Origin of the sequence: Lyngbya sp. CCAP 1446/10, from assembly GCF_026130175.1 — a bacterium.
Lineage (GTDB): Bacteria > Cyanobacteriota > Cyanobacteriia > Cyanobacteriales > Microcoleaceae > Microcoleus.
This window is the reverse complement of sequence record NZ_JAIGNI010000041.1, coordinates 1-26,995: the sequence shown is the minus strand read 5'-3', so window position 1 is coordinate 26,995 and position 26,995 is coordinate 1. Positions and strand designations below refer to the sequence as shown.

Genomic DNA, 26,995 nt, shown 5'->3' with positions numbered 1-26,995 from the left:
AAAAGTTAATCTGTTTATTTTTCCTGAAGGGGTAAAGTGATGATAAATTTTGTTCCCGATCCCAGTATAGAATTAACGTTCAGGGAACCGCCATGTTTTTCTACGACAATTTGCCGCGCGATCGCCAGTCCTAATCCCGTACCTTTTCCGACAGTTTTCGTAGTAAATAAATGGTCAAAAATCTTTGATTTTACCTCCTCACTCATCCCCTTAGCATTATCAGTGATGGCAATTTTTACCTGTTTATTTCCGACCGATGTTTGAATGGTTATACAGTTAGGATTCGCTTTGATTTCTGCAAAACTTAGACCGATATTTGATTCTTCTAAAGCATCAATAGCATTAGCTATAATATTCATAAACACCTGATTTAATTGTCCGGGGAAGCATTCGATCGCCGGAATATTCCCGTAGTTGGTGACAACTTCAATCGCGGGACGAGTATCATTGGCCTTGAGGCGATGGCGTAAAATCAAGATGGTGCTATCAATCCCTTCGTGGAGGTTGAACTTTTGTTTTTGGTCGCTATCGGCACGGGAGAAAGTGCGGAGACTCTTGCTGATGCTGGTGATGCGATCGCCTCCATCTTTCATTGCTCTGATTAACTTGGGTAAATCAGAGCGTAAATATTCTAGGTCAATTGTCTCTAATTCCTCTTCAATTTCAGTCCCTGGTTGAGGGAATTTATCGTTGTAGAGGTCAATCAGCCCAAATAGGTCGTTGATGGAATCTTGGACAGCACCAACGTTGCCAATAATGCAGCCGACGGGATTGTTGATTTCGTGGGCAACTCCGGCGACCAAGTTACCTAGGGCCGACATTTTTTCACTTTGGACAATTTGAATTTGGGCTTGCTGTAATGAGTTTAAGGCATTTTCTAAGGCAAGGGATTTCTGCTCTAAGGCAAGTTCTGCTTCTTGACGATCGGTAATATCATCTGCCAGCGAAGCAACTCCTATTAACTCGCCATCTGCATTCATAAGTACATTGTTATACCAAACACAAATAATCGTTTTGCCATCCTTTGTAAGATTTTCATTAATACTGTAATTACCACCCTGCTGCGATATAATATCGACGCTGACTCCCTTTAGTTGTGCTTGAATCACTTCAGGAACGATAAATGTGAAGTGACGACCCAAAGCCTCCTGCTTGGTATAGCCAAAGATTCTTTCTGCTGCTGGGTTCCAGTCAGTAGCCAGAAAATTGATATCCCACTCTATGACGGCTACTGGAGTTTGCTTAACCAATAGCTGGAGTCGTTGCTGGGATGCTTGCAACCGAGATTGTTCTGCACTCAACCGATCGAGCGATCGCTCTAGTTGTTGAGCATAATGCTGCGATCGCTCATAAAGTTGGGCATTTTCTAGAGAAATAGCAGCTTGAGCGCATAGCAAATTGAGCAGTTCCACGCGATCGCTCGTGAAAGCACCCTTTGCTAAATTATTTTCTAGATATAAAATGCCCATCAACTTCCCTTGATGCAAAATCGGGCTGCACAAAATACTCTTCGGCTGCTGGCGCATGATATAAGGGTCATTTGCTAAAGTCAGATCGGCACTCGCATCAACTATTACGGCAGTCTGCCTGTTGTGCAAGACTTTGTAAATCAACTTCAGGGGAATATCTTGACTCTCTTCAATGGGAAGGCGCTGCAACACGACAGCCTCTGTCCCCAGGGTAATCAAGCCTTTAATTAACAGGCGATCGTCTCGCAACAGCATTAACACGCATTTATCGGCTCCCGCATTTTCGATGACAATGGAAAGCAACGATGAAAGGAGTTTTTCGAGTTCAATTTCACCTGAGATAGTATGGGAAGCTTTGAGAATCGCAGCTAAATCTAAAGCCACATAAGCACTGCTAGAACTGGCGGAATTGGTAGATGTCAAAGTTCCCAAGGCGAAGATAGTTTCCTTAGTGCAAAGAGCAGAACGAGTTTGCTGTAATACGGGAGCAAGTAATTGCCGATAGCGTCTTTCCAAGTCGGCGACTTTGGCTTTAGCACCCCAGCGAGCATAGCCATAGTAAGCTTCAATCGCGTATTCTTGGGCGATGCGCGGTTTATTCCATTGCAAATAAAACTTGGTGGCCAATTCATTTGCGAGAGCTTCTTCGTTGATAAATTGATGTTCTTGAGCCAGATTTATGGCTCGGTCATAACACTCGCTGGCTGCATTTTTTTCACCCAAAACTCGATAACGCTCAGCCTCCACTAGATACCATTTATGCAAGTGGTTCATCGGGGCATGGTGCGCCCACTGGTGCAGAATCGTTTGATGGGTGGCAGCAACAGCAAGCAGTTCGGCTTGCTCCGGTTCTGGTTGGGTAGGGAAGAGTGCTAGATGAGTTAGCGCGGCATAAAAATGGAAAATAGGAACAAAAATCGAGCCCGATACGGCCATTAAACACAGCTTGGCTTGGGTAATATAGTTGCGTGCATCTGTATAATTACCAAAATAGTAAGCAAGCAGCAGTTTGTAGATATAGGCTTGCGCGATCGCTGTTAAATCGTTATCCTGCTGGTGCTTAGTTAGCATCAACGTTTCATTATAGGCATTGCCGATCAAGCAATATGGTTGACTGACTAATTCAATCAAGTTTTCTGCTGCTTGTTTTCCTAAATTTACATATACTCGAGCAGATTCTTGTTTCACTTGAGCCAAGGCTACACTATAATCAGCCATGTCTTGAATAAAACTATTCAGTTCTTCACCGCTAAAAAACCTGCCATTACTGTGACCACCGAGAGCAAAACCAGCGTGTAAAAAATCTCCAGTTTCTATGCCAGTCTGGTAAGCTGCTTTCAGAGTCGGAATCGTGGCATCTAACCGCTCTCGGTAATGTTGAATAAAGCAACCAAATAGAGACATCACAGCGGATTTAATCTTTTGTATATTAAATTTTTCCAGTAAACTTAGAGCCAATTTACCAAAAGCATAGCCTGCGGAAGGATCTTCCAAGAAAGCACACAATACCATGCCGTGAATACCATACCCAGTTATTGATGACACGGTATTGCCCGATCGAAGAGATAAATTCACCATCATCGAACTTAGCAATGGCAATAAACCGGGCATTCCTTGAATAATTGGTGAAAACAACATTGCCATCAATTCCATTGCAGCCTGAGCGTTAGGATCAGTCATTAATGGCAGATCGCTCAAGTCTTCAATTTGTCTACCTTCGAGTTGGGTGGCAAGGCTTTGTAGCATTCTGCTAGTCTTGGATTGATCGGGTTCTGTAGGCAGTTCAACCCCCAATTGCTCTAAAGCTTGTCTGCCAATAGCGATCGCCTCCACCACATTACTTTGTAAAACTTGCGCTGCAATTTGAATTTGATAAATTTTTATTTTATCTAAAATCGTTTTAGCCGATCGCAACACGACTGTTGTTATCTGTTCCATGCCCTCAAAATCACTATTCAAATAACTAGCTTCAGCCGCCGCAATATGGAGGTTCAAAGTCAATTCATACTGGCTGTGCCAACAGTTTGTTTGTAGTAGCTCGATTCCTATTTGGAAATATGTCCTTGCTGCTGCGTATGCTGTAGAATTTATCGCCTTACCTCCAGCTTTAAAATTTAGTTGAGCTAATATTTCTTGTTCTCTCGGTTCAGTAATTAACTTAATTCCTTTGTTCAAATGCTCGACAATATCAAACAGTTTTTCCTCTTGTTCTATTTCTGATAAGTTTTGCCTAAGTAACTGTCCAATTTTGAGATGAGTTGCTTGTTTTTGATAGTCGGGAATCAAAGAATAAGCCGCTTGTTGTACTCGGTCATGTAAAAATTTGTAGGTAGCTGTCATTTGTACTCCGTCATTGGTCATTTGTTGTTGTTTGTCTACAGATGACCCTCCTTCGACTTCGTTCAGGGCAAGATGACTATTGACTAATGACTCTTGTTGATAAAATTTATAAACATCACTACTCGGTAAAATCAATCCTTCTTCTAATGCTTTCCACAACTCAGCAGCAGTTTCTATTTCTGAATGTTCCGAAACAATTGCCAAAATAGCTAAATCAAACTGATTACCAATACAAGCAGCTAACTTTAATACATTTTGAGTCGATGGTGGCAATTTTTGTAACTGCAATGCCATAAAAGTTACAACATCATCTGTAAGCAGTTGCTGATTCACTTGAGCAAGGTCGCATTGCCAGCAGCCCGCATCAAAATCAAATTTAATGAAATTTTCTTGATGTAATGCTTTGAGAAGTTGAGTTGCAAAAAACGGATTTCCTTTAGTTTTTTGATATATTAATTGTGAAAGAGTACCTGCAAAAATTCTTGTACATTTCAGCGTTTCACTAACTAATTGATTTACTATTACTTGAGTCAAGGGTGCTAAAACAATCGTATTAATAGTCGATTGTGTTTTTTTGATTTCGCTCAAAGCCAAGATTAATGGATGTACTGGGTTGACTTCATTATCACGGTACGCACCAATTAATAAAAGATGACTTGTATCAGCCATTAAAAGCTGCATTAAGTTCAGTGATGCCAAATCTGCCCATTGCAAATCATCTAAAAATATCACTAAGGGATGTTCTACGCTGGTAAAGACTTGGGTGAATTTTTGAAACAATAAATTAAATCTATTTTTTGCTGCTGTTCCTGCTAATTCTGGAGCAGGTGGCTGTTGACCGATAATTATTTCTACTTCGGGAACGACTTCAATAATGACTTGTCCGCTGTCACCGAGGGCTTCTAAAATCTTAGTTTTCCATTGTTTGATTTGGGCATCGCTTTCACTCAGCAATTGCCCCATTAAATCCCGAAAGGCTTGCACGAAGGCACTAAAGGGAATGTTACGCTGAAATTGGTCATATTTGCCTTTGATAAAATAACCGCGTTGGCGCACGATCGGTTTATGCACTTCGTTGACTACTGCTGTTTTACCAATCCCAGAAAAACCAGCTACCAGCATCATTTCTGTTGCGCCAAGACTGACTCGATCGAATGCTTGCAGCAGTGTTGATACTTCAGCTTCTCGTCCGTAAAGTTTTTCGGGAATTAGGAAGCGATCGCACAGATCCCTTTGTGCAATTTCAAAACTCTGAATTTCCCCAGTTTCTTTAAGCCGATCTAAACATTTTTCTAGATCGGTTTTCAGCCCTAACGCACTCTGATAGCGGTCTTCCGCATTTTTTGCCATCAATTTGCTGACAATTTCTGAGAGTACAGATGGAATTTGTGGGTTAATAGCATTTACTAATGGTGCTGCTTTGGCGATATGGCAATGCACTAACTCCATCGGATCGTTTGATTGAAATGGTAACCCGTTTGTCAGTAATTCGTAGAAGGTAATACCTAAAGAATAAAAGTCAGTCCTGTAGTCAATTCCTCTGTTCATTCTTCCGGTTTGTTCGGGAGAAATGTAAGCAAGTGTTCCTTCTAACACATGGAAATTGAGCAGAGTTTGGGTTTCTTTTGATAATAGTGATGCAATACTAAAGTCGATTAGTTTAACTTGTTTGGTTTCGGGATTGATTAAAATATTGGCTGGTTTAATGTCTTTGTGAATTATCCGGTGGCGTCCGAGTATATCTAAGATGTTGCTGATGTCGATCGCCACTTGCAAAAAATCGCTTAAATCGGGCGGAGTTTCCCCTTGTTCGACCCATTGTTTTAGAGAGATTCCACCGAAGTCTTCCATTACTAGCGCATAGCTGTTTTGGTAGGCTTCCAAGCTGTAGGTTTGGATAATTCCGGGGAAGTTGAGGTGTTTGGCAATGGTATATTGATTGCGAAATTGCACGAGTTCGCTGAAGGTGGGATACTCGTTTTTCAGTAGTTTGATAATAACCGGTAGTTGGTCATCGGTACGGATGGCTTGATAAACTAAGGTGCGAGTCCCGTCATAAATTGTTTGAATAATTTGATAGTTGAAAATTTGACTGTTTGTGCTTTGGTTCTGATTTTGGTGGGAGTTATTCATGGCTATTCTTTCCATAAAATTAGTGAGTGGTTTGTTAATGAGTATGAAAGTCAGGAAAAAAATTAACTGTTTCGCTCTACTTAAGTTGGTAAGCTGATGATAAATTCTGTTCCCGCTCCCGGTGTTGAATTGACGTGAATTGAACCGCCGTGGGTTTCGACTACAATCTGGCGGACGATCGCTAATCCCAACCCAGTACCTTTACCCACAGCTTTTGTAGTAAATAAATGGTCAAAAATCCGCTGTTTCACAGAGTCACTCATCCCCGCACCGTTATCGGCAATTGTAATTTTGATGTGGCGATCGCCCTCCAAACCGATCCGCACCGTGATAAAGTTGGGATTCGCTTCAATTTCCTCGAAACTGCGGCCTTGACTTGACTCATCTAGGGCATCGATCGCATTTGCCAGCAAATTCATAAATACTTGGTTCAGTTGACCGGGAAAGCATTCGATTTTGGGGAGATTCCCGTAGTCTGTGACGACTTCGATCGCAGGACGATGTTCGTTAGCTTTCAGCCGATGTTTCAAAATTAAGATCGTACTCTCAATCCCTTCATGAATATTAAAGGGAACTTTGTAGTCTTTATCGGCTCTGGAGAAGGTGCGGAGGCTGGTGCTAATGCCGCGAATGCGATCGCACCCCACTTTCATCGACGACAGCATCTTGGGCAAATCTTCTAAGGCATACTCCAAATCAATATCCTCAGCATCTCGTTCAATTTCTGCGCCGGGATTGGGAAATTTTTCTTGATATAATTTTAAGTGGCTAATTAAATCGTTAAAGCCAGCATTTGCTTCTGTCAAATTACCCGCAATAAAGCCGACAGGATTGTTGATTTCGTGGGCGACACCCGCGACTAGATTGCCCAAAGCCGACATTTTTTCACTTTGCACTATTTGTAACTGGGCTTGTTGTAAGTCCAAGAGCGATCGCTCTAATTCTTGGGCGTAAGCTTGGGATTGTTGGTACAAGCGGGCATTTTCTAGCGAGATCGCCGCTTGGGCGCACAACAGTTGGATGACTTCAGTGCGATCTTCAGTAAATGCACCAATTGTCAAGTTATTTTCTAGATATAGTAACCCGATGAATTTACCCTGATTCAAAATCGGGGCGCACAGCACACTTTTGGGCTTTTTTTCCATCAAATACGGATCTGCAATAAAATCGTTTTGTGCTGCTGCATTATCCAAAACAACAGTTTTCAAAGTGCGCTTAACATAATTAACCACAGCAGTAGGAACCTCTGCGCTGGCTGACAGCGGTACAGACATTAAGATGACATTTTCCTTGAGGGAGGCTACAGCTTCAATTGCGAGATTCCCATCCTTAAGCAACAGCAGAGCTGCTTTTGTTGCCCCAGCATTTTCGATCGCCACAGACATCAGTGCCGCCAACAATTTTTTTAATTCTATTTCACTTGATAAAGCTTGGGAGGCTTTGAGAATAGTCTCGAAATCGAGGGCTTCGGAAATACTGCTACTGCTAGATTGAGTTGTTTGGATGGTTTGATATAAGACTGAGGATTTATTGATAGTTTGGAGGCGGGTTTCGCTGAGTGCATAACGATTTTGTTGGGTCTGCAATATGGGGCGCAGCAAGTCGGGATAGCGGGTTTCTAGGTCTGCAACTTTGGCTTTTGCCCCCCATCGGGCATAGCAGTAATAGGCATCCTGCATATAAACCTGAGCTATTTTTTCTTTGCCCCAAGTTCGGTAGAATTTAGCTGCTAGTTCGTTAGCCAGAGCTTCTTCTTGGATGTATTCGTTGGCTTTGGCTCCGGAAATAGCCTTGTCGTATAACTCAATTGCTTCTGCTTTCTGTCCTAAAACCCGGCATTTTTCAGCTTCTACTAAATCAACCTTATGCTGGTGATTCATGGGAGCATGGTGCGCCCAATTATCTCGTAACTGGGTTTGGTTTTGTGCCACCCGCTCTAATACTGGTGCAACCTCACCTGAAGGTTGAATTAACTGTGCCAGAGTAATCAAAGAATCATAGAAATAAAAGGCTGGTTCGCTGACTGCTGACCCAGCACCCATTAAATAATTTCGGCACTCAAGAGCATTATTGTTTGCTAGTTCAATTTCTCCAAACAAAAAGCCAAGAGTCAGCTTATACAAATAGAAGTGATACAACCCATATAGGTCATTGGCAGACTCCAGCAGGGGCAGAAATTCCGTCTCTTGGAGGGCTGACCCAGACAAAATGGTGGGATGCGACCCAACTCCCAGTAAATTTAAAACAGATTGCCAATAGATCCGGCAATAATTGGCTGTTCTCAATTCATTAACTTGCACCAAACCATCGTAGTAGGTGTGCGTATCCTGCTCAACATTAGCAAGGGGCTGACCGCACCAAAAAGCATTCAGACAGAAACTATTTCCACTATTTCCGACGTGTTCCAAGATTCCGACTTCTAGTCCAGTTGTGTAGCCTTCTCTCAAGAGTGGTAATGTTTCTTTGATATGAGACTTGCGGTGGAGGATAAACGATCCCAGCAACATTAATACTAAAGGTCTAGTCGTTTTATAACTATGTTTTGAGACAACATTCAAGGCCAACTGACCAAATTTCACTGCTGAATCTACATCTTGTAAGAGATTACAGAGAACCATGCTATAGGAACCATAGTTATGAGCTGAAACAGATATGTTTCCATACTGCAAGGATAATTTGACTGAGAAACAATTCAATAATGGGAACAAGAGAGAGCCAGAGATGTAAGCTGGAGTCAGAAGGCTGGTGGCAATCTCGATAATTGCAAGTTTGTTTGGATCGCTCATCACTGGTAGATTCACAAAATCTGCAATTTCTCTGTCGCCAATCAAATCACTAATCTCTTGCATTGACTGTTGAATATCGCTTAGTGTGGGTGATTCGGTTATTTTTACGCCCAACTGTTGCAGGATTTGGAGTCCGAAGACAATAGCTTCACTCAGTTTAATTTGGGTCACATTTGCTTGAATTTTAATGCGGTAAACATTAATTTTTTCTAGTAAAGAGTGAGTCTGAGCAATAACTGTCTCAATCAACTTTTCCATTGCCTCAAAATCACCGCAGAGCATTGCCAGTTCCGCTGCATCATTATGGAATGATAGAGTCATTTCATATTGTTGCTGCCAAGCATTTTTGCCAAGCAGTGATAATCCAATGCTGGCATATTCACGCCCTGCTTGATAGGCGGTGGCACTTTTGGCTTTGCGACAGGTGATTAGGTTGAGTTGAGCTAATTCTTCTCGTTCTGTTTGTTGAGTAATTAAAGCAGTGCCATAGTTTAATTGATTGACGATTTCAAAAATGCGTTCTTCTCTGGCTTCTAAGGAAACCTGTTGCAGCAGCAGTTGACCGATTTGGTAATGAGCCGTCTGTTTTTCGTCATGGGGAATTAAAGAATAAGCAGCTTGTTGAACACGATCGTGCAGGAATTTATAATTCAATAGTTCATGGTTTACAGCCTCATCTAGCTCCATTTTTTCTAAATAGAACTTGTAAATTTCACTTTGGGGCAGAATTAATCCTTCTTGCAACGCTTTCCAGAGAGCAGTTGCCACTTCAGTTTGGGACTGCTCCGAGACGATCGCCAACGTTTGTAAATCAAACTGTGCCCCAATACAAGCTGCTAATTTCAAGATGGTTTGCGTGGTGTCCGGCAGTTTTTGCAACTGCAACGCCATAAATTCGACCACATCATCCGTCAAAGCCGCAGCTTGAACTCGGACAATATCGCACTGCCAATACCCCGCATCAGCATCAAAGGCAATCAGCTTTTCTTGATGCAAGGCTTTGAGAAACTGGGTGGCAAAGAACGGATTGCCCTGAGTTTTCTGCATCAGCAGGTCAGTCAAAGGCTGTGCCAACCGCTCCGTACAGTGGAGGGTATCGGCGAGCAACTGATTCAAACTAATCTGGCTTAGGGGTTGCAGGGCGATCGTATTCACCGTTGCCCCCGCTTTGCTGACCGTACCTAGGGTCAACATCAACGGATGCGCCGCAAACACTTCATTATCTCGATAGGCTCCCATCAACAGCAGATAACCCATAGTCGATTCTGCCATCAAGACTTGGATCAATTTCAGCGAAGCCGAATCCGCCCACTGCAAATCATCCAGAAACATCACCAAGGGATGCTCTGGGGTGGTGAAGACTTGAATAAACTTTTGGAATAGGAGATTAAATCGATTCTGGGCGGCGGCTCCCGACAATTCAGTAGCCGGAGGTTGCGAACCAATCACCCGTTCGAGTTCTGGAATCACCTCAATGATGACTTGACCACTATCCCCCACGGCTGCAAGAATCTGACTTTTCCAGAGTTGCAAGTGTGCATCGCTTTCACTCAACAATTGCGCCATTAAACCGCGAAATGCTTGGACAAAGGCACTAAAGGGAATATTGCGATTGAATTGGTCAAACTTGCCTTTGATAAAGTAGCCATTTTGCCGCACAATTGGTTTATGAACTTCATTCACAATTGCAGTTTTTCCAATGCCGGAAAAACCAGCTACTAGCATCATTTCAGTTGTGCCGCTACTGACGCGCTCAAAGGCTTCGAGTAGGGTTTCTACTTCGGTTTCGCGACCGTAGAGTTTCTCTGGTATGATAAACCGATCGCACAAATCTCTCTGACCTATTTCAAAACTCTCTATTTTCCCATTTTCTTCTAGTTGACGCAAACACAATTCTAAGTCAAATTTTAGCCCCAAAGCGCTCTGATAGCGGTCTTCAGCATTTTTCGCCATCAATTTGCTGACAATCTCCGAGAGTACCGGCGGGATTTGCGGATTGATTTCATGCAGTGATGGCGGTTGCTTGGCAATATGAGAGTGTACCAATTCCATCGGATCGTGGGATTGAAACGGCAATTGTCCCGCCAGCAATTCGTAAAAAGTCACGCCCAAAGAATAAAAATCAGTTCGGTAGTCAATGCCGCGATTCATCCGGCCAGTTTGTTCGGGAGACAAATAGCCTAATGTGCCTTCGAGTACGTTAGGATTCATCAGGGTTTGAGTTTCCCTCGGCAGCAAAGATGCGATGCTAAAGTCAATCAGTTTGACTTGTTTTGTTTCGGGATTAATTAAAATATTGGCGGGTTTAATGTCTTTGTGAATGATCCGGTGGCGGGAGAGTATATCTAATGTATTGCTGATGTCGATCGCCACTTGCAAAAAATCGCTTAAATCGGGCGGAGTTTCCCCTTGTTCCGTCCAGGCATGGAGAGAGATTCCACCGAAGTCTTCCATTACCAGCGCATAGCTGTTTTGGTAGGCTTCCAAGCTGTAGGTTTCGATGATTCCGGGTAAATTGAGGTTTTTGGCGATCGTGTACTGATTGCGAAATTGCACGAGCTCGCTGAAGTTGGGATACTCAGTCCGCAAGACTTTGATGGCAACGGGCTGTTTGTCGCATTGGCGAGTTCCGCGATAAACTAGGGTGCGAGTTCCTGAGTAAATGCGATCGAGCGTTTGATAACCTATCAATGTAAAATTTTGAGTTTTCATATTTTTATTATCTGCCTCATGGGGGGGGGCTGTTTGTAGCTTAACAGAAGGGAAGATAGTTTCCAACTCCTGTGATAGTTAAGTATAATGAATATGACTGAAATCGCTAAGATTTGTGATTTATATCACTAGAAACTGCATTTTTTAAAATAAACCAATCCAATTTTATTTAAAAATTAAATAGCCTCATCCATATTGGAAGAGTGAATAATAAACTAAGGCAGCCCATGCCGATCGCAGTTACTGCTAATTCGCGATCGAGATTAAAAACTTCTGCCAACAAAGTAGTACCAAAAGCCGGAGGCATGGCCATCTGTAGCACCAGCGAAAGTCGCGGCGCGCCCACGATACCAACAAACGTTAAACCCGCGCCAAATACCAAAGGAATCAACAGCATTTTAATCACCAGACAACTCAAAACTTGTTGGAGATTATGCAAAGAATTCAAATTGCTCAACTGCATCCCGATCGTAATTAAAGATAAAGTAATTACAGTCCAAGCACCTGTTGTTAACAATTCTTCGATTTTTGCCGACAGTGGCAAGCTGCGCGAGACAAATCCCAGACAGAGAGCCCACAGTGCCGGATTCTGAAAAATTGCCCGCAGGGGAGTTAACCAATCCTGATGCTGCCGACTTTTACCGCAGTGAGAAGCGATCGCAATTCCGAGTAAATTGATTGCCGTACCAGTACCTAGCAAGTCGTAAAACAACGCCCAGGCAAAGTGTTCTGGCCCCAATAAGGACAAGCTGACGGGAATGCCTAAAAAACCTGTATTGCCAAACATCGCCGCTAATAAGAAACTGCCTTGAGTGGGCAAACTCCAAGCAGTTTTGTGTTTTGGGGTATTTTGGGCGAGTCGATTAAGAGTCTTAAAATGTTCCACGCTGACAAACTTTATCAAAATCCAAGCCAGTCCCCCACCTACTATAATTGCCACCCAAGCTGTCAGCGGCGCAATCAAAATAGCGCCAGACAAATTGGCGCGGCGGATGAAAGCAACAATGCTCAACGGCGTGCCAAAAAAGAACAGAAACTTGGCTAAATATGTAGAATAGCGTCTCGGTAGCAGGCGACCGAGAATGAATCCCAACGCCACCCATCCGACTAGATTTAGATAAAGTTTGAGCAGCGGATTTTCTAAATAAAGCATGATTAATTAAATACTTCAGGACTGGCGCGGGCGGTCAGAAACCAGGTTTTTACCAAAATATTTCGTTGTTACCCGCAGATTCGGTAAAAAATCCGGTTTCTGTGGCCTAGATGCACACTACTTTTGGCAACCGTTGCTAAGTATTAATGCTTATTTAGCCTAGCAGATAATTTTCCATTCAGGCCTTGACACCGACAAAAGCGCGTGTCAAAATTGTGTTGAGGAATAAATCAACACAGGTGAAAACGATGGCACGGCAAGCAAAACAATCATCTCAGGTCAAAAGTTCCAGCAGCCAAGCAGCCTCCAATACTCGCACCAAATTTACCCTCTACAATTTTGCCGGAAACGAAAAGGCATTCTATTTAGTCGATCGCACAAATCTCGAAAGAACACCAGGCGATATCCCAGAAAAATCAGTCGCCCACAGCATCATCATTATCGATCGCTCCGGCTCAATGTATTATGACTTAAAACCGCTGAAAGAAACCCTGATCAAGCTTTTAACCTTAGACGAATACAACAATTACCAGCTAATAGTCAGCCTGATTTCCTACGCTGATAATGGAGACGTAATTTGTCACTTCCAGCGAATTCCGATTCAAGAAGTGATGAAAATGGACTCTCAATACATCAAAGCAATTCAAAAGATTCACACCGCTGGCTGTACCTGCATCTCGCAGTCGATGCAGCTTGCTAAATCTCTGGTAAAAGCAGGAGAAGTGACAGCGATAAATTTGCACACAGACGGTTATGCAAATGATCCCAGTGCTAATTCCGAATCTGCAAAACTAACGGAAATTTGCGACGAACTAAAAGACATGGATGTGTTTGCCAACACCATATCCTATGGCTGTGCTGACTTCAAACTTCTCTCGAAAATCGCCAACACCTTATCGGGAAATTGCATCCGCGCTGGCGAAGTCAAAATGGTTTATGATGCTCTTTACGACAGCACTAAACTGTTAGGCGGTTCCGTGGCACCGCCGCTGGAAGAACCGTTAATTAAGGAATACGATTATCAAGTTTTTGTTTCCAAAACTGGCAAGAAAATAAACGGTTCATCGAGCACTCTGAAAATCTGCGGGCTGAAAGCAGACGATCAGGGACTGTTTTACAAATATCAGCAAGTCACCAAAGAAGAGTATGACAAACTAGAGGTGCCGGTTGCTCAAACTGATGAGTCGGTGTTTGCTTTTGCGAAAGCTAATCTCGCTGACGGCAATTTGAATACGGCGAAGTATGCGCTGGCGAGCACCTTCGATGCTACTTTGACTGAAAAACACGCTAAAGCTTTGACAAATGCCCAAATAGCGGGGTTTACGGAGGATTTGGAAGGGGCTGTGTTTGCGCCTGATGTGTTGCAAAATCATGAAATTGGCGATCGGGTAAAAGTCAGCGATAAAATTTCCCTGCTGGAGTTAATCGAGATATTGGAAGAAAACAAAAACAGCATCATCATCAACTTGAAACACTTGCAAGAAAACTATCAGCGCAAAGGTTTGAAGCGAATTGAAGGAAAGCGAGACGAAAACGGCAACCTTGTCAAGCCTTGGCTGAAGACAGAATTTTTAGATGGCGGCGGATATGTGCAAATGGGTTCATTTGCGATCAATCAAAATACCGCTACCATCAATATGCTGATTGCCAGAAAAGTTAAGCTGGTAAAAGTTGAGGATGCAAGTTCAATAACTGAAGTGGCGGGAATTCTGGTAACAGATCTCAATACGTTCAACAATTATACCATTGTCAGCGACGGCGAAGTTAATATCAAGTCACTGCGAACCAAAATCAGCAGCAAAGTAGTGTTTGATTTGCTCAACAAAAGCGGTGTACTGGAAAAAGACGGCTCACCTGTGGCAGAATTTGACTTCCATGCAGAGTACGATATTAAATTAGATAGTTTGCCGCTAGTGCCTTTTGACGGGCGTTACGGTAGCCTTGACGGAGTTTTTGAGGAGCTCGCCAACATTAAAATCATCTCCAGCATCCTCTCGGCTCATTTGAAGGAAGCATCCGAGGCTTATACGGCGCAACAATTGGAAGAATTGAAACAGCACTATCTGTCGAAAAGCTTGTACATCAACTTTCCGACGACTACGGAATATACGGAATTGAAAAGTGCGATCGCCAACGGCGCAGTAGATTCGCGAGTCAGCTACAAAATCGACATCGGCAGCAAAAACATCCTCAACTTCGGCAAATTGCACTCAGCCAACAAATTTCTCGATCGCCTTTATGAAGTTTACCACAAAAACACGGGCGAAAAGCTAGCAAAACCAACCTTCGAGATCACCTTAAACGAGCCAGTCGTCTTCGCCCACAAAACGCTGTCAGCCCGCACCAAAATCACCAAAGTTGACGATTTAATGAAACTGATTTTCGATGAGTTTCTGGGGTTAGAGAATAACGGAATTGTTGCTGCTACTTTAGCAAAAGTTGGTGCAGACAGCTTGCTGCGGCTTCTGCAAGCGAAATGGCAGGAAGAAGATGTCAATCGAGACGAGTTTGTCGCTGCTTTAGCTAGTGCAAACGAGCAACTCGAAACCTACGCTGAAAAAGTGTACAGCGAGAAAGTTTCACCGCTGGTTTTCTACATCGGTTCTACCGGACTTATCCCGGATGAAATGGAGGCAAAAGCGGCGACTGCTGAGGAAATCAATTCTAAATACGGCAACTTGCAATTTTCTAAAGATGAGCAAGAAGGGATGTTTTTTGAAGTCGGCGACTGCATTATTAGCGTGTATGCTAAAAATGAGTATTTCACAGTAGACAGGTAGGAATTAGGGTGGGCAAATGCCCACCTTGATTAAATATGGCTGATTGAAATGAAATGCAAAGGTGCAGCGGTGGCGACTAGGAAATAGGTAGATTAGGGTTAGTCTTAGGTTGCCAAGACGAAAGGAGCGATAGCAAATCTTCTATGATGGGAATCTTTCGAGTTTGTAACTTTCCTTTGGTATTACTTTTGCGAAAGTTTATCCTATCATAGGATAGAGATTAACGCTCTCTAAAAAATCTAGTAGCCAAATTCTCTGCAATTAGGTTATAATGATATAACAACGCGAATTCTCATACGGAGGGCAAGCCAATGACACAAACATTATCAATGTCTGTTCTCTATAAAAAACTCTCGGCGATCGGTTTTCCCAAAAACTTCGTTCGAGAGAAAGGTTTGCCCAGTTGGTGGAATGAAGAACTAGACAACAAACCGGTCGCCGTCCTAGAGGGCGCTGGTCATATTGCCCAACGCCTGCATCTAGACCTCAAGAGTCTCTTAGCCGAGGATAATCAGAAGCCTCAGTTTAAGCCCTTACTCCATACCAAGTTCAAGTACCATCAACAGGATAAAGCAGACGTACCTGATGTTGCCCATCAACTTGCCTCACGGGTTGCGGAAGTCGTAGCTGATACTATAAAGCTCGAATTTCAGCCCATCCCATCCGACCCTCATCAAGTTCGTTCAGAGATAGTTGCCAAACATCCTCAAGTCACTTTATACAGCTTGCTCGATTACTGTTGGGAACATGGTATCGCTGTTGTCTATTTTAAGAATTACCCTAAAAATACCCGCAAAATTAGAGGTATGATCCAATGGCAAGCCGAGCATCCCGTGATTGTCTTGAGTAGTGGTAAGACACAACCCGTATGTCTAGCATTCGATCTTGCCCATGAACTAGGTCATCTCGCCCTTGGTCATATTCAAGAAGGTATTTTGATTGATGATGATATTAAGCGAGACTCTGATGATCGAGAAGAAATAGATAGCAATCGATTTGCAGTTAAACTGCTAGTCAACAGTTTTGACAACTCCGTCGGCAAGAAAAGATTTAACAATGCAAAAGATCTAAAGAATAAAATCATTCAACTTATTCAAAGTGACTCAACTATTGATCCTTCTGCATTAGCTTTAAATTATGGCTGGTATAATAAAGATTATTTTGCATTGTCTATGGGATGTGTAAATTTAATCAATCCTGCTAAAGAAGGACACAAGACTATTAACAAATTTTTAGAGCAGCACCTAAATTGGGATGAATTAAGTGACGACAATGCTGATTACTTAGACCAGATTTTAGGAGAATAGCTTTGTCTGCTTGTATCTATTGCATCGATAATGACATCATCAAAAAGCTTGCTACATTCCAGCTATTCGATAATACTCTTAAATTATTTGATGCTAGTTATGAGCAAGTTAAAATCCTAGAAACTGCAAAATATAAATTTCAAAAAGATTGGGAAAAATTTGAAGGAGGGAAAAGTCGAAAAACAGAAGATCGTGTTATTAAGTATAAACAAGTTCTTTACCTTACTAAAAATTTAGCAAACATATCTGAAGCTGATATTGATCGAGAAATTTTTATCCAGTTATCTAATATTGAAAATATCGATGAAGGTGAGGCGATTATCACAACTCATGCTATCAAACTTATTCAAAACGATAAATCTGCTCAGATTTTTACTGGAGATAAAAGATTCATCAAAGCCTTAGCCAAGGTTAACTTACCTATCATTCAACAATCTCTAAGTAATCGATTATGGTGTTTAGAACAGCTTGTTCTCAAAAATATTGAAGACTACGGATTTGAGACTATTCGAGATTTGATTGTTCCAGTTCGAGAATGTGATACACAAATTAAGGCTGTTTTTGGTTCAGGATCACAATCAACAAGTGACAACTCCTTACCTACTTTAAAAGATTCTATTGAGAAGCTTCGAGAGGAGGCAGGCAATCTACTAAATCCTTACAATTAGATTTAAGATAGGACGGCGGTTGAAACCGCCCTCCACTTAAAACGGAATTTCCTCATCTTCATCTTCCACAGTCTTAGCAGTCATCCGCCAACTGGTAATATACTCAATTTGCACGTCAATTTTGTTAATTGCATCCCCTAACTGCCTTTGAATGTATTGAGTCAGCGTCACCATAAAATCCAACTCAACTCCCACAGATAGCGCAAGTTTAGCCAAGCTAGCAAAATCTACCTTCAAAATCGAGGAACTTGATAACTTAAAATGAGGAGTATTGCCCTTATTTTGCACCAACATTGCTTTTTTAATCCGCTCTTTCAGATGCTCAACTTCCGAATCCAGCAACTTCCATTCAGGCAAAATTTCTTGATACCTTTTCCCCAACCCTGTTAAATCCTCAGTCTCCGGTTCCGGCACAATTTTCTTAGTAGTTGATTTTCGACCCTGCTTGATCGTAGAATTCAACCGCCAACTAGCAATATCTTCAACTTGCAAAGATGGATGAGCGATGACTTCTCCTAACTGTTTTTGAATTTCTTTTGTCAGCGTCACCGGAAAATTTAACTCAATTCCCTCAGTTTGCGTTAGTTTCGCCAGCGTCATAAAATCAACTTTCATCGTTATCGAACTTGCAAGCTGAAAATAAGCACTATCTTTGAGCTTTTGCGCCATCATCCCCGCTTTAAATCGTTCTTTAACTTCAGCAATTTCTGAATCTAGTGGCTTCCAATGAGATTCTATTTCCTGATATTTTTCCCCCAATGATATCAAGTTTTCCGTTGCCGGTTCGGGGTAACATTGGGCAAGGATTTCTAGCAGTCGCTGATGCACTTTGGCTAAATAAACCGCGTCCATCTTGGCATATTCTAGCTGCTTCTCCGTCAGAGGACGCTTTGCCCAATCGCCGCTTTGTTCTGTTTTATCTACATAAGCAATGCCGCAAAGTGTTTCGATTAAAGTTTTGAGTTGTCGATTAGGTAAGGGCAGAATGTAAGCTGGAATCTTTCTAGCCATTTGCAATGTGCAAGTGACATTTTGCGCGTCGTCATTGCCGAGAAATCTGATGTCATAGCTGGCGTTGTGCAAGACTTTTTCAATATTTGGATTTACCATGATTTGGCTGATGAAATCTTTTGCCAATTCCGGTTTATCCAAGACATCTAGTAGAAAAGTAGCATCTCCTGTCGCATCAGTGGAGTCTGCTAACACTTGAATTAGAGATAATCTCGGATTGGATTTATAGTCTGCTATTTCTGTGTCAACCCACAGAATTTTAGCTTGGGAAAATTTAGCGATGAGTGCTTTGATGTCGTTTGCTGCTGTTAAATAAGGCATTTTTACAGACTTTTGCTATTAAATTTAGGCTTATATTATGCTATAGCAATTATCGTGTCAATTGTCAATGATTCCAGCGCCGGATACACGCAGACATCAGAAACCCGGTTTCTTGCGTGATTTCTCGTTACTAAACATAAAACTCGTAGAAACCGGGTTTCTCGCCCCTGGCGTCAGCCTGTGCACAGTACACACCCTACAAACTACGAACTTCCTCTAAAAACCAGTTACCTACTTCTGTATTATCCGTCTGGCGACTGCGGCGCAAAGCTTCTTCTAACAAAGCAACTTTTAACCCCGGCAAAACTTGAGATTCCGTCAGACGTTCGCTTCCCCGGTTAGCAATTATTTTAAAAGCAATAACTTGCGCTTTTTGTACGTCTACTACCCAATATTCAGACACTCCTAATTCTTCATAGATCATTCTTTTTGTACCCAAATCGTCAACCAGAGAACTGTCAGCAATTTCGATCGCCAAATCTGGGGCCACTGCGTTATCCAAATTCACTACAGAACTACCGCGAGGTGCTGTTTGTACCCGTTCTCCGATGTAGTAAGAAGCATCAGGTTGAGCGCCTCGGACACCCGTTTTGGCGTAGCTACAGTTAACTAACAGTCTCATTTTGATGCTTTTAGCAATGCCAAATAAATTGATTAAGATGAGGATAATTCCGTTGTCATCAGCATGATCTGGCCCGACTGCTGCCATTTCAATCCTCAACTGTCCGTTATAGTAGTAGCATTTTGCGCGATCGTACTCCGGCTGTTTAATGATTTCTATATATTCATCCCAAGTCGCCGTAACCCAGGTATCAGTTAGTAGTTTGGCTTGGAGTTGAGTCATCATTACCTCACCGAGAACAATCTTTGATCATTGGTGTCAACCTAAGCCTAGAACACTTGAAAATTTTGCTTTTAGCGTAGTCTCTATCCCCCTAAATCCCCCTTAAGAAGGGGGACTTTGAGAATACTCTGTCCCCCCCTTTTTAAGGGGGGCTAGGGGGGATCTGGCACCAATCGTCAGACAGCAGACTGGTACTACATCAGACCTTAAGTTGACACCAATGGTGCACCGAAGCGCACCCTACAAACCATTAACCTATGACTATTCTGCCACTTCCTCGGATGCCGCTTCTTCGGCCGATTCTTCACCCGCAGGCGGCACCAAAGCCACAGCTACGATCGAATCATCCTCATCCAAGCGCTGCACCCGCACGCCTGTTGCAGTGCGCGATTGCGTAGAAATTGCACTCACAGCCTGACGGATAATAATCCCTCGGTTGGTAATAATCATCAACTCATCGCTTTCGTTGACAATTCGCAGCGCGGCTACCTGATCCTTGCCTTTTTTAGACTTGAATTTAGTAGCCGTCAATCCCTTACCTGCACGTCTTTGGAGGCGGAATTGAGAAACTGGAACCCGCTTACCGTAGCCGTTAGTTGTGATTACCAACACCGAAGGAATTTCGCTGCTAACTGTGGGAATTTCTTCGGCATCTTCGCCTTCAATTTCCTCAGCTTGCGTGTCTAATTCTTCGTCTTCCAATTCCACATCTTCTGCTTCCAATTCAGCAATTTCTGCCCCTTCCAATTCCGAATCTTCTGTTTCTAACAAAGCAATATCTGTTCCTTCCAATTCCGAATCTTCAGTATCAGCAATTTCGGCAACAATGGAACTCGGCAGAATGTCCATGCTGATCAACTCATCGCCCGATCGCAATTTCATCGATTTCACACCCCGCGTCGCGCGGCCAACAGGGCGCAACTGTTCATGATTGGTGCGGAAATGAATCGCCATGCCTTGGCGCGTGCCGATGATGATGCTATCACCAACTTTTGCTCTCCGTACCCAGCGCAATTGGTCGCCTTCTTCCAGAGAAATCGCGATTAAGCCATTAGTGCGGATGTTAGCAAAAGCTGAAAGTGCGGTTTTCTTGATGTAGCCGCCGCGAGTCAACATCACCAAGTATTCTTCACTGGTAAATTCTGTCACTGACACCATAGAAGTGATTTTTTCTTCTATCGGAATCGGCAGCAGTTGCACCACGGGAGTACCACGGGCAGTCCGCGAACAAATGGGGATTTGATAAGCTTTGACAGAGTAAACTACGCCCCTGTCACTGAAGAACAAAACGCTGTCATGATCGCAGCAAGAAAGGAAATGTTCGACTCCATCATCTTCCTTCATTTTCGCGCCTGCTTTGCCGCGAGTAGCGCGACTTTGGGCCTCGAAAGTGCTGACAGGCATCCGCTTGATGTAGCCTTGCTCTGTGATCAGAATAATTGCTTGTTCGTTGGCAATTAAATCTCTTTCATCGATTTCTCCTTCGGCGTGTTCGATGACGCTGCGTCTAGGAGTTGCGATTTTATTTTTGATTTCGACAGCTTCAAATTCGGCGATTTCTAGAATGCGTTCCCGGCGCGCTAAAATATCTTCCAAATCGGCGATTTTTGTCCGCAGTTCTTCGTGTTCTTGCTGAATTTTTTGCGCTTCTAATGCTGTCAAACGCCGAAGCTGCATTTGCAAAATTGCGTCTGATTGTTGTTCGGAAAGACCGTAATTATCAATCAGTTCCTGTTTCGCTGCTGCGGAGTCGGCAGCGGCACGAATTAGGTGAATAATTGCATCTAAGTTATCTAGCGCAATTAATAAGCCTTGCAGGAGATGGTCGCGTTCTTCTGCTTTGCGGAGTTCGTATTGAGTCCGGCGAGTAATTGTCTCAATGCGGAAGTCGAGGAAGACATTGAGGAATTGTGAGAGCGTCAGTAGTTGGGGTTCCCCATTTACTAGCGCTAACATATTGGCTCCAAAATTTGATTGGAGTGGTGTTTGTTTATAGAGGTTGTTGAGGACGACGCGGGGATAGGCATCGCGCTTGAGTTCGATCACGATGCGCATTCCGTCTCTATCGCTTTCGTCGCGAATGTCGGAAATCCCATCTAATCTTTTGTCGTTGACAAGTTCGGCAATTTTCTCAATTAGCGCAGCCTTGTTTGTTTGGTAAGGCAATTCGGTGATAATAATTGCTTCTTTGTCGGGGCGGCCGACGTGTTCGATGGTTTCAATGCCAGCGACTCCGCGCATGGTAATCGAACCGCGCCCGGTGGTGTAAGCATCGCGAATGCCGCCTCTGCCGAGAATTTGCCCTCCGGTGGGAAAGTCCGGGCCGGGAATGTACTCCATCAATTCCAGGTCGGTAATGCCTGGATTGTGGATTAGCGCTAAGAAACCGTCAATTATTTCGCCCAAGTTGTGCGGCGGAATATTGGTGGCCATCCCTACGGCAATCCCGGAGGAACCGTTGAGCAAAATTTGGGGGATGCGTGCAGGGAGTACGAGGGGTTCTTGTTGGGAACCGTCGAAGTTGTCGCCGAAATCTACTGTTTCGGAGTCGATGTCGCGCAGCATGGAGTCGCTAGTCAGGGCTGTGAGGCGACATTCGGTGTACCGCATGGCAGCGGGGGGGTCGTTGTCAACGGAGCCGAAGTTGCCGTGGCCGTTGATTAGGCGTTCCCGCATGGAGAAATCTTGAGCCATCCGCACCAGCGCATCGTAAACCGCTGTATCTCCGTGGGGGTGATACTTACCGAGCACCTCCCCGACGACGCGGGCGCATTTGCGGAATGGTCGATCGGGAGTCAAGCCCAATTCGTTCATGGCGTAAAGAATGCGTCGGTGAACGGGCTTGAGACCGTCCCTCGCATCTGGTAGCGCCCGACCGACAATTACGCTCATGGCGTATTCCAAGTACGATCGGGACATCTCACCACCCAGATCCGTCGGGATTATCCGCGACTCAGAGATACTCATAGGTTGAAAAACTCCGTTAAAACTTTAGATTTGACCGCTATAAATGCCAAAATGCGATAAAATCGATTTGGATTCAGTAGAGTTGCCAAATATTGCAAATTACTCCTAAAATTATATCACAATTTGCCTTGGATTTTATGGGAAAGTTGCCAGAAAAATTAAGGGACGAAACCAGGACAATTGATAATTTGACAGTTGGTGATTTAGTCATCAATTGACAAAAGCTAGAAAGGTTTTTTTAGGCGATCGGCTTTCATGCTTTGGTGAGTTTTTTTGACAGCCATCTAAAAAAAATAAATGGTTGCCCGATCGCAATTAAAATTTCATAAAGCCGAATGCCTTCTTAAAGCAAACTGAAAATCTAAAATCTAAAATCTCCTGATGCTACCCATCATCTACTCCGAAGATTTCTTGCTGCACAAGACTGGAATGCTTCACCCAGAGCGACCAGAACGTTTGACGGCGATCGTCAATGCTCTGAAAGCTGCTCCCTGGGCCGATCGCCTTGAGTGGCAACTGCCCACCCCTGTTGCAGTCCGCGAACCAGAACTGTTGTCAGCGATCAAACAAGTTCACGCGCCAAGATACATCAAAGAAGTCGAACATTTGGCAAAGCGGGGAGGTGGCTACCTCGACGGTGACACGCCAATTTCTGCTGAAAGTTACGATGTAGCGCTGCTGGCGGCGAGTGCTTGGCTCGATGGAGTCGATCGAGTTTTAGCAAGTAACGAACCGGCTTTCGTACTGGCCAGGCCGCCGGGACACCACGCTGAGAGTGCGCGCGCGATGGGATTTTGCTTGTTTTCCAATGCTGCGATCGCCGCTCACTACGCCCTGGAACAGCCGGGAATCAACCGCGTCGCCGTCCTTGACTGGGACGTGCACCACGGTAACGGCACTCAATCGTTGGTGGAAAACTGCCGCCAAATTGCCTACTGTTCCCTGCACCAATCTCCGTGCTATCCGGGAACGGGAGACTCAGACGAGCGCGGCGCCTACAACAACGTGCTGAACATTCCGCTGTATCCGGGCGGCGGGATAGCTGAATACCGCAGTGCCTTTGAATCTCTTGTCGTACCGTTTTTGTCAAATTTCAAACCTGATTTGTTGATTGTCAGCGCCGGTTACGACGCTATTGCGTCCGATCCGCTGGCGAGTATGAATCTGGCGCCGTCAGATTTCGGTACTTTCACCGGATATTGTCTACAAATCACTCGCCGCATCGCCTTTGGTTTGGAGGGCGGTTACGCGCTGAAAGAGTTGGCCGAGTCGGTGGTGACGACTATTGATCGATGCCTCAATTAGCTGGAAATTTGGCAGACGTTGAGAAGGGGTTAGGGCGGGATTGAGAGCTTTTGAGGCCGATCGCGAAAGTTGAGATTTGCCGATCGGGCGATCGGTCTTCTGCCCTTCTTCCCTCCTTCCCTCCTTCCCTCCTTCCCTCCTTCCCTCCTTCCCTCTCACCTCTTGCTTCTTCCCTCTTCCTTCTTCCCTCTTCCCTCTTCCCTCTTCCTTCTTCCTTCTTCCTTCTTCCTTCCTTCTGTGACAAGCATCACAAATTTCCAAGATCCGAATCACTTGGCATCAAAGTCTAGGTCACAAATTTGTAGCGTAAAAATCACACCGTGTCAATGTTTTCGATCGCATAAATCGGCGATCGCACAGAGCATAATAGATCTATAACAAGCCTGTGTAAATTTTATCTGTCTCAATCAACTAGGAGGTTTATCATGTCAGTTTCCCAAATGACACTCGAAGAATTATTTGGTCAAGTCATGTTTTCCAGTATCGTGACTCGCCACGACCGAAGACAGCTCAGATCCGCACTCCTAGAAAGAACCCTGAATGAAGATGAGTATGCCATCATCAACCGACTGCTGTACAACGTGCGTCGCGGTTGGGTAAAAATTGTCGATTAAAGACGCGGCAGCCAACTCCCTTTAGGGAAGTCAAAAGTAGAACTTGCCACCTCCGAAAGTTTTTAGTATTTAATACTGGGATAGACAATTTGATATCTTTGAAAGCGGTATTAATGATGAAAATCGCGATCGACATCAGCCTAGAGGTAGAGATAATTATAAAATAACAGGTTTCGGGTGCATCTGTACTTGTTAAAAAATTATGAGTTTTGAGTTGCTAACTTCCAAGTTAGAATTAACTCAAAACTCATATTTTTGGGAAGTTGAAATATGAAATTAGAGATTGAGAAAGACTGAGGGCGACCGGGTTGGGAACCGCTATCTGTGTTGATATTTTTTCAACGGATATCAAAAATTAAAACTATCAGCAGTTTCCGGTTCAGGAGGAATGTGCGATCGCCACAAGCACAGGAAGTCGGAATGGTCGATCGTCCATTCCGGCAAATTCAGCCCAGAAGTGTCAAAATATTAACAACCAGTTCATGCTTAAAATATATGGCTCCCGCCGTTTTAATTGAAAATCTTCAGAAACGCTACGGCACTGTAGAAGCCGTTAAAGATGTTTCCTTCAAGGTAGAACCGGGGGAAATATTTGGTTTGCTCGGCCCCAACGGTGCTGGCAAAACTACCACCCTGCGGGTACTTTGTACATTGAGCGCGCCCGATAGCGGACGGATTGAAGTTTCAGGCATTTCAGCAGTCAGCCAGCCGAGAATGGCGAGACAGAAACTCGGCTATGTCGCCCAAGAAGTCGCTCTCGATAAGGTGTTGACTGGGCGCGAACTCCTGCAATTGCAAGCGGCGCTTTACCATTTACCCCGCCATACCATCAAAGGGCGGATTGACAAAATGGTGCAACTCCTCGGTTTGGAGGAGTGGGAAAATAAAAAGACGGGCACTTATTCCGGCGGGATTCGCAAGCGTCTCGACTTGGCTGCTGGGTTGCTTCACCAGCCGGATGTTTTGGTGTTAGACGAACCGACTGTGGGGCTCGATATTGAAAGTCGGTTGGTGGTGTGGAATTTCCTGCGGCGCTTGCGGGAGGAAGGTACGACGGTTTTGATTACCAGCCATTATCTCGAAGAAGTGGATGCTTTGGCCGATCGCGTGGCGATTATTGACAAGGGTACAGTAATTGCAGAGGGAACGCCGCAGGAGTTGAAAAATCGGGTTGGGGGCGATCGGGTAACTTTGCGAATTCGGGAGTTTTCGCCACTGGAAGAAGCCCAAAAAGCCCAAGCTTTAATGCAATCTCTGCCTTTTGTACAAGAAGTAATTATCAACAGCGCCCAAGGAAATTCTCTCAATTTGGTAGTGAGTGCCCAAAGTGACGCGCTTGTGAGCATTCAGCAAGCATTGAAAGATGCGGGACTTCCTACTTTTGGAATTGCTCAATCTCGGCCTAGTTTGGATGATGTTTATTTGGCTGCTACGGGCAAAACTTTGTTGGATGCGGAGTTGGCGGCTGCTAGCAACCGCGATTTGAAGGCGGAACAAAAACAGGCGATGCGGTCTTAAATTATACCAATTGGTGAGCCGAAAAACCGCCAGGGGTTTTAACCCCTGGCTAATAGCGAAAGTCCTCTAAAGAGGACTGTTAAACTCATCAGTCCTCTTTAGAGGACTTCTGCTATGAGGCGGGGGTTTTAACCCCTGCCGGACTGAACCGCGCGCGGGGATAGAAACCCGGTTTCTTCACAGATTTCTTGTCGCCCAACCAGATTTTCCTGAGAAACCGGGTTGCTTTTTTTACACATCTAAAACTTGTTCTGCTGTCAGCGCCAATTCTGGGAAAGTTCGGGAAACTATTCGCTCATTTCCTCGAAAAGCCGTCATTTGATAAACGCCATTTTCATCAAGCAGGTAAACAAAAACTGTAGGAACTTTGGGATTACCTAAATAATCGCGACTTCCCAAAGCCAAATAATCGACAATCCAGTATTCCGAAATTCCCAGCCGCTGATATTCATCCAGCTTGTCGATATAATCATCTTCCCAATTTGTCGAAACAACTTCTACAACTAATTGCAGCGGTTCAGTTATGGCTGAGTGGGCGAAAGGCTTCGATTCCCAGAGAGTTTTATCTATTACACTAACATCAGGATGACGGCCTTGTTCTCTACCACTTGAGGTTAAAGTCCTCACCATAAATCTGCCAGACACCCTATAGTTGAGGGGGACGCGATCGATTTCTTTGTCAAACTGTTTGACAAGGAAATCGGCAAGATCCTCGTGCAATCTTATCGGTAATATTTTCACAATCTCTCCATTAACAAGTTCATAGCGGCCTTCTTCGTCGGGAAGTTGCTTGACAAATTGCTCAAAAGTGAGGTTCTGCTTAAGTTTGGTAGGAGTTATGGTCATGGTTGATTCTCATTTATCTATATTTTTAAGACTATCCTGCAACTATTTTAACAGATTGTATAGATCGCTCGTTAGCGAAGCCCTCGAAGAGGATCGCACTTTCCACCCTCCAGCCACCATAAAGTACGCGCGAGCGCAGCTATCCCCTAATTTTCTGGGTAGTGATAAATATGTAGTGATTAGATATTCATTGGCTCAAAACATAGTTGTAATGATGGATA

14 protein-coding genes are annotated in these 26,995 nt (G+C 43.9%); 6 read left to right on the top strand and 8 right to left on the bottom strand.

The features are described 5' to 3' along the window. Positions 1–14 precede the first annotated feature (14 nt). The 3 genes from K4039_RS17565 to K4039_RS17555 all read right to left on the bottom strand — a co-directional run bounded on the left by K4039_RS17565 (position 15) and on the right by K4039_RS17555 (position 12,593). Complete coding sequence (locus K4039_RS17565; protein ID WP_265236968.1) at positions 15–5,942, bottom strand: AAA family ATPase; 5,928 nt, start codon at positions 5,940–5,942, stop codon at positions 15–17. 80 nt (positions 5,943–6,022) lie between these two features. Beyond that, complete coding sequence (locus tag K4039_RS17560; RefSeq protein ID WP_265236967.1) at positions 6,023–11,440, bottom strand: ATP-binding sensor histidine kinase; 5,418 nt, start codon at positions 11,438–11,440, stop codon at positions 6,023–6,025. Between the two features lie 169 nt (positions 11,441–11,609). Then, positions 11,610–12,593 carry an AEC family transporter gene (locus K4039_RS17555; RefSeq protein ID WP_265236965.1) on the bottom strand — a complete coding sequence of 328 codons (984 nt, stop codon included), beginning with the start codon at positions 12,591–12,593 and terminating at the stop codon, positions 11,610–11,612. A gap of 248 nt (positions 12,594–12,841) precedes the next feature. Here K4039_RS17555 and K4039_RS17550 point away from each other — a divergent pair, with 248 nt between their 5' ends. The 3 genes from K4039_RS17550 to K4039_RS17540 all read left to right on the top strand — a co-directional run bounded on the left by K4039_RS17550 (position 12,842) and on the right by K4039_RS17540 (position 17,348). Then, on the top strand, positions 12,842–15,373 hold the full coding sequence (locus K4039_RS17550; protein WP_265236963.1) for a VWA domain-containing protein: 2,532 nt from the start codon (positions 12,842–12,844) through the stop codon (positions 15,371–15,373). Between the two features lie 311 nt (positions 15,374–15,684). Next, positions 15,685–16,680, top strand: coding sequence for an ImmA/IrrE family metallo-endopeptidase (locus K4039_RS17545; RefSeq protein WP_265236960.1), 996 nt, complete (start codon positions 15,685–15,687; stop codon positions 16,678–16,680). Positions 16,681–16,682: 2 nt separating this feature from the next. Then, positions 16,683–17,348 carry a hypothetical protein gene (locus K4039_RS17540; protein ID WP_265236958.1) on the top strand — a complete coding sequence of 222 codons (666 nt, stop codon included), beginning with the start codon at positions 16,683–16,685 and terminating at the stop codon, positions 17,346–17,348. Between the two features lie 36 nt (positions 17,349–17,384). Here K4039_RS17540 and K4039_RS17535 read toward each other — a convergent pair whose 3' ends face one another. The 3 genes from K4039_RS17535 to gyrA all read right to left on the bottom strand — a co-directional run bounded on the left by K4039_RS17535 (position 17,385) and on the right by gyrA (position 22,491). Further along, the gene (locus K4039_RS17535) at positions 17,385–18,680 is read right to left on the bottom strand and encodes a ribonuclease D (RefSeq protein WP_265236956.1); all 1,296 of its coding nucleotides are present in this window, start codon (positions 18,678–18,680) and stop codon (positions 17,385–17,387) included. Between the two features lie 196 nt (positions 18,681–18,876). Then, positions 18,877–19,527, bottom strand: a complete 651-nt coding sequence (locus K4039_RS17530; RefSeq protein WP_321161624.1) for a Uma2 family endonuclease — start codon at positions 19,525–19,527, stop codon at positions 18,877–18,879. Between the two features lie 258 nt (positions 19,528–19,785). Next, positions 19,786–22,491 (bottom strand): DNA gyrase subunit A, encoded by a 2,706-nt coding sequence (gene gyrA, locus K4039_RS17525; RefSeq protein WP_265236954.1) that lies wholly within the window; start codon positions 22,489–22,491, stop codon positions 19,786–19,788. A gap of 381 nt (positions 22,492–22,872) precedes the next feature. Here gyrA and K4039_RS17520 point away from each other — a divergent pair, with 381 nt between their 5' ends. Continuing rightward, entirely contained in the window at positions 22,873–23,796 is a 924-nt protein-coding gene (locus tag K4039_RS17520) for a histone deacetylase (protein ID WP_265236952.1), read from the top strand. Here K4039_RS17520 and K4039_RS17515 read toward each other — a convergent pair. Next, complete coding sequence (locus tag K4039_RS17515) at positions 23,789–24,040, bottom strand: hypothetical protein (protein ID WP_265236951.1); 252 nt, start codon at positions 24,038–24,040, stop codon at positions 23,789–23,791. The two genes, K4039_RS17520 and K4039_RS17515, sit on opposite strands and share 8 nt — an antisense overlap. Positions 24,041–24,221: 181 nt before the next feature. On the opposite strand from K4039_RS17515, the gene K4039_RS17510 reads away from it, so the two are divergent. Together K4039_RS17510 and K4039_RS17505 are read left to right on the top strand one after the other, a co-directional pair. Beyond that, a complete protein-coding gene (locus tag K4039_RS17510) occupies positions 24,222–24,410 on the top strand; it encodes a hypothetical protein (RefSeq protein WP_265236950.1) in 189 nt (62 codons plus the stop codon). Between the two features lie 495 nt (positions 24,411–24,905). Then, positions 24,906–25,928, top strand: coding sequence for an ABC transporter ATP-binding protein (locus K4039_RS17505; protein WP_265237062.1), 1,023 nt, complete (start codon positions 24,906–24,908; stop codon positions 25,926–25,928). Positions 25,929–26,159: 231 nt separating this feature from the next. Here K4039_RS17505 and K4039_RS17500 read toward each other — a convergent pair whose 3' ends face one another. Further along, positions 26,160–26,774: a Uma2 family endonuclease gene (locus K4039_RS17500; protein WP_265236949.1), complete on the bottom strand. Its 615-nt coding sequence runs from the start codon at positions 26,772–26,774 to the stop codon at positions 26,160–26,162. Between the last annotated feature and the right edge of the window lie 221 nt (positions 26,775–26,995).

Excerpts from the sequence above, each read along its gene's own strand:
- K4039_RS17565 (WP_265236968.1), bottom strand. The coding sequence starts at position 5,942 with ATGAATAACTCCCACCAAAATCAGAACCAAAGCACAAACAGTCAAATT.
- K4039_RS17560 (WP_265236967.1), bottom strand. The coding sequence starts at position 11,440 with ATGAAAACTCAAAATTTTACATTGATAGGTTATCAAACGCTCGATCGC.
- K4039_RS17555 (WP_265236965.1), bottom strand. The coding sequence starts at position 12,593 with ATGCTTTATTTAGAAAATCCGCTGCTCAAACTTTATCTAAATCTAGTC.
- K4039_RS17550 (WP_265236963.1), top strand. The coding sequence starts at position 12,842 with ATGGCACGGCAAGCAAAACAATCATCTCAGGTCAAAAGTTCCAGCAGC.
- K4039_RS17545 (WP_265236960.1), top strand. The coding sequence starts at position 15,685 with ATGACACAAACATTATCAATGTCTGTTCTCTATAAAAAACTCTCGGCG.
- K4039_RS17535 (WP_265236956.1), bottom strand. The coding sequence starts at position 18,680 with ATGCCTTATTTAACAGCAGCAAACGACATCAAAGCACTCATCGCTAAA.
- K4039_RS17530 (WP_321161624.1), bottom strand. The coding sequence starts at position 19,527 with ATGATGACTCAACTCCAAGCCAAACTACTAACTGATACCTGGGTTACG.
- gyrA (WP_265236954.1), bottom strand. The coding sequence starts at position 22,491 with ATGAGTATCTCTGAGTCGCGGATAATCCCGACGGATCTGGGTGGTGAG.
- K4039_RS17520 (WP_265236952.1), top strand. The coding sequence starts at position 22,873 with ATGCTACCCATCATCTACTCCGAAGATTTCTTGCTGCACAAGACTGGA.
- K4039_RS17510 (WP_265236950.1), top strand. The coding sequence starts at position 24,222 with ATGTCAGTTTCCCAAATGACACTCGAAGAATTATTTGGTCAAGTCATG.
- K4039_RS17505 (WP_265237062.1), top strand. The coding sequence starts at position 24,906 with ATGGCTCCCGCCGTTTTAATTGAAAATCTTCAGAAACGCTACGGCACT.
- K4039_RS17500 (WP_265236949.1), bottom strand. The coding sequence starts at position 26,774 with ATGACCATAACTCCTACCAAACTTAAGCAGAACCTCACTTTTGAGCAA.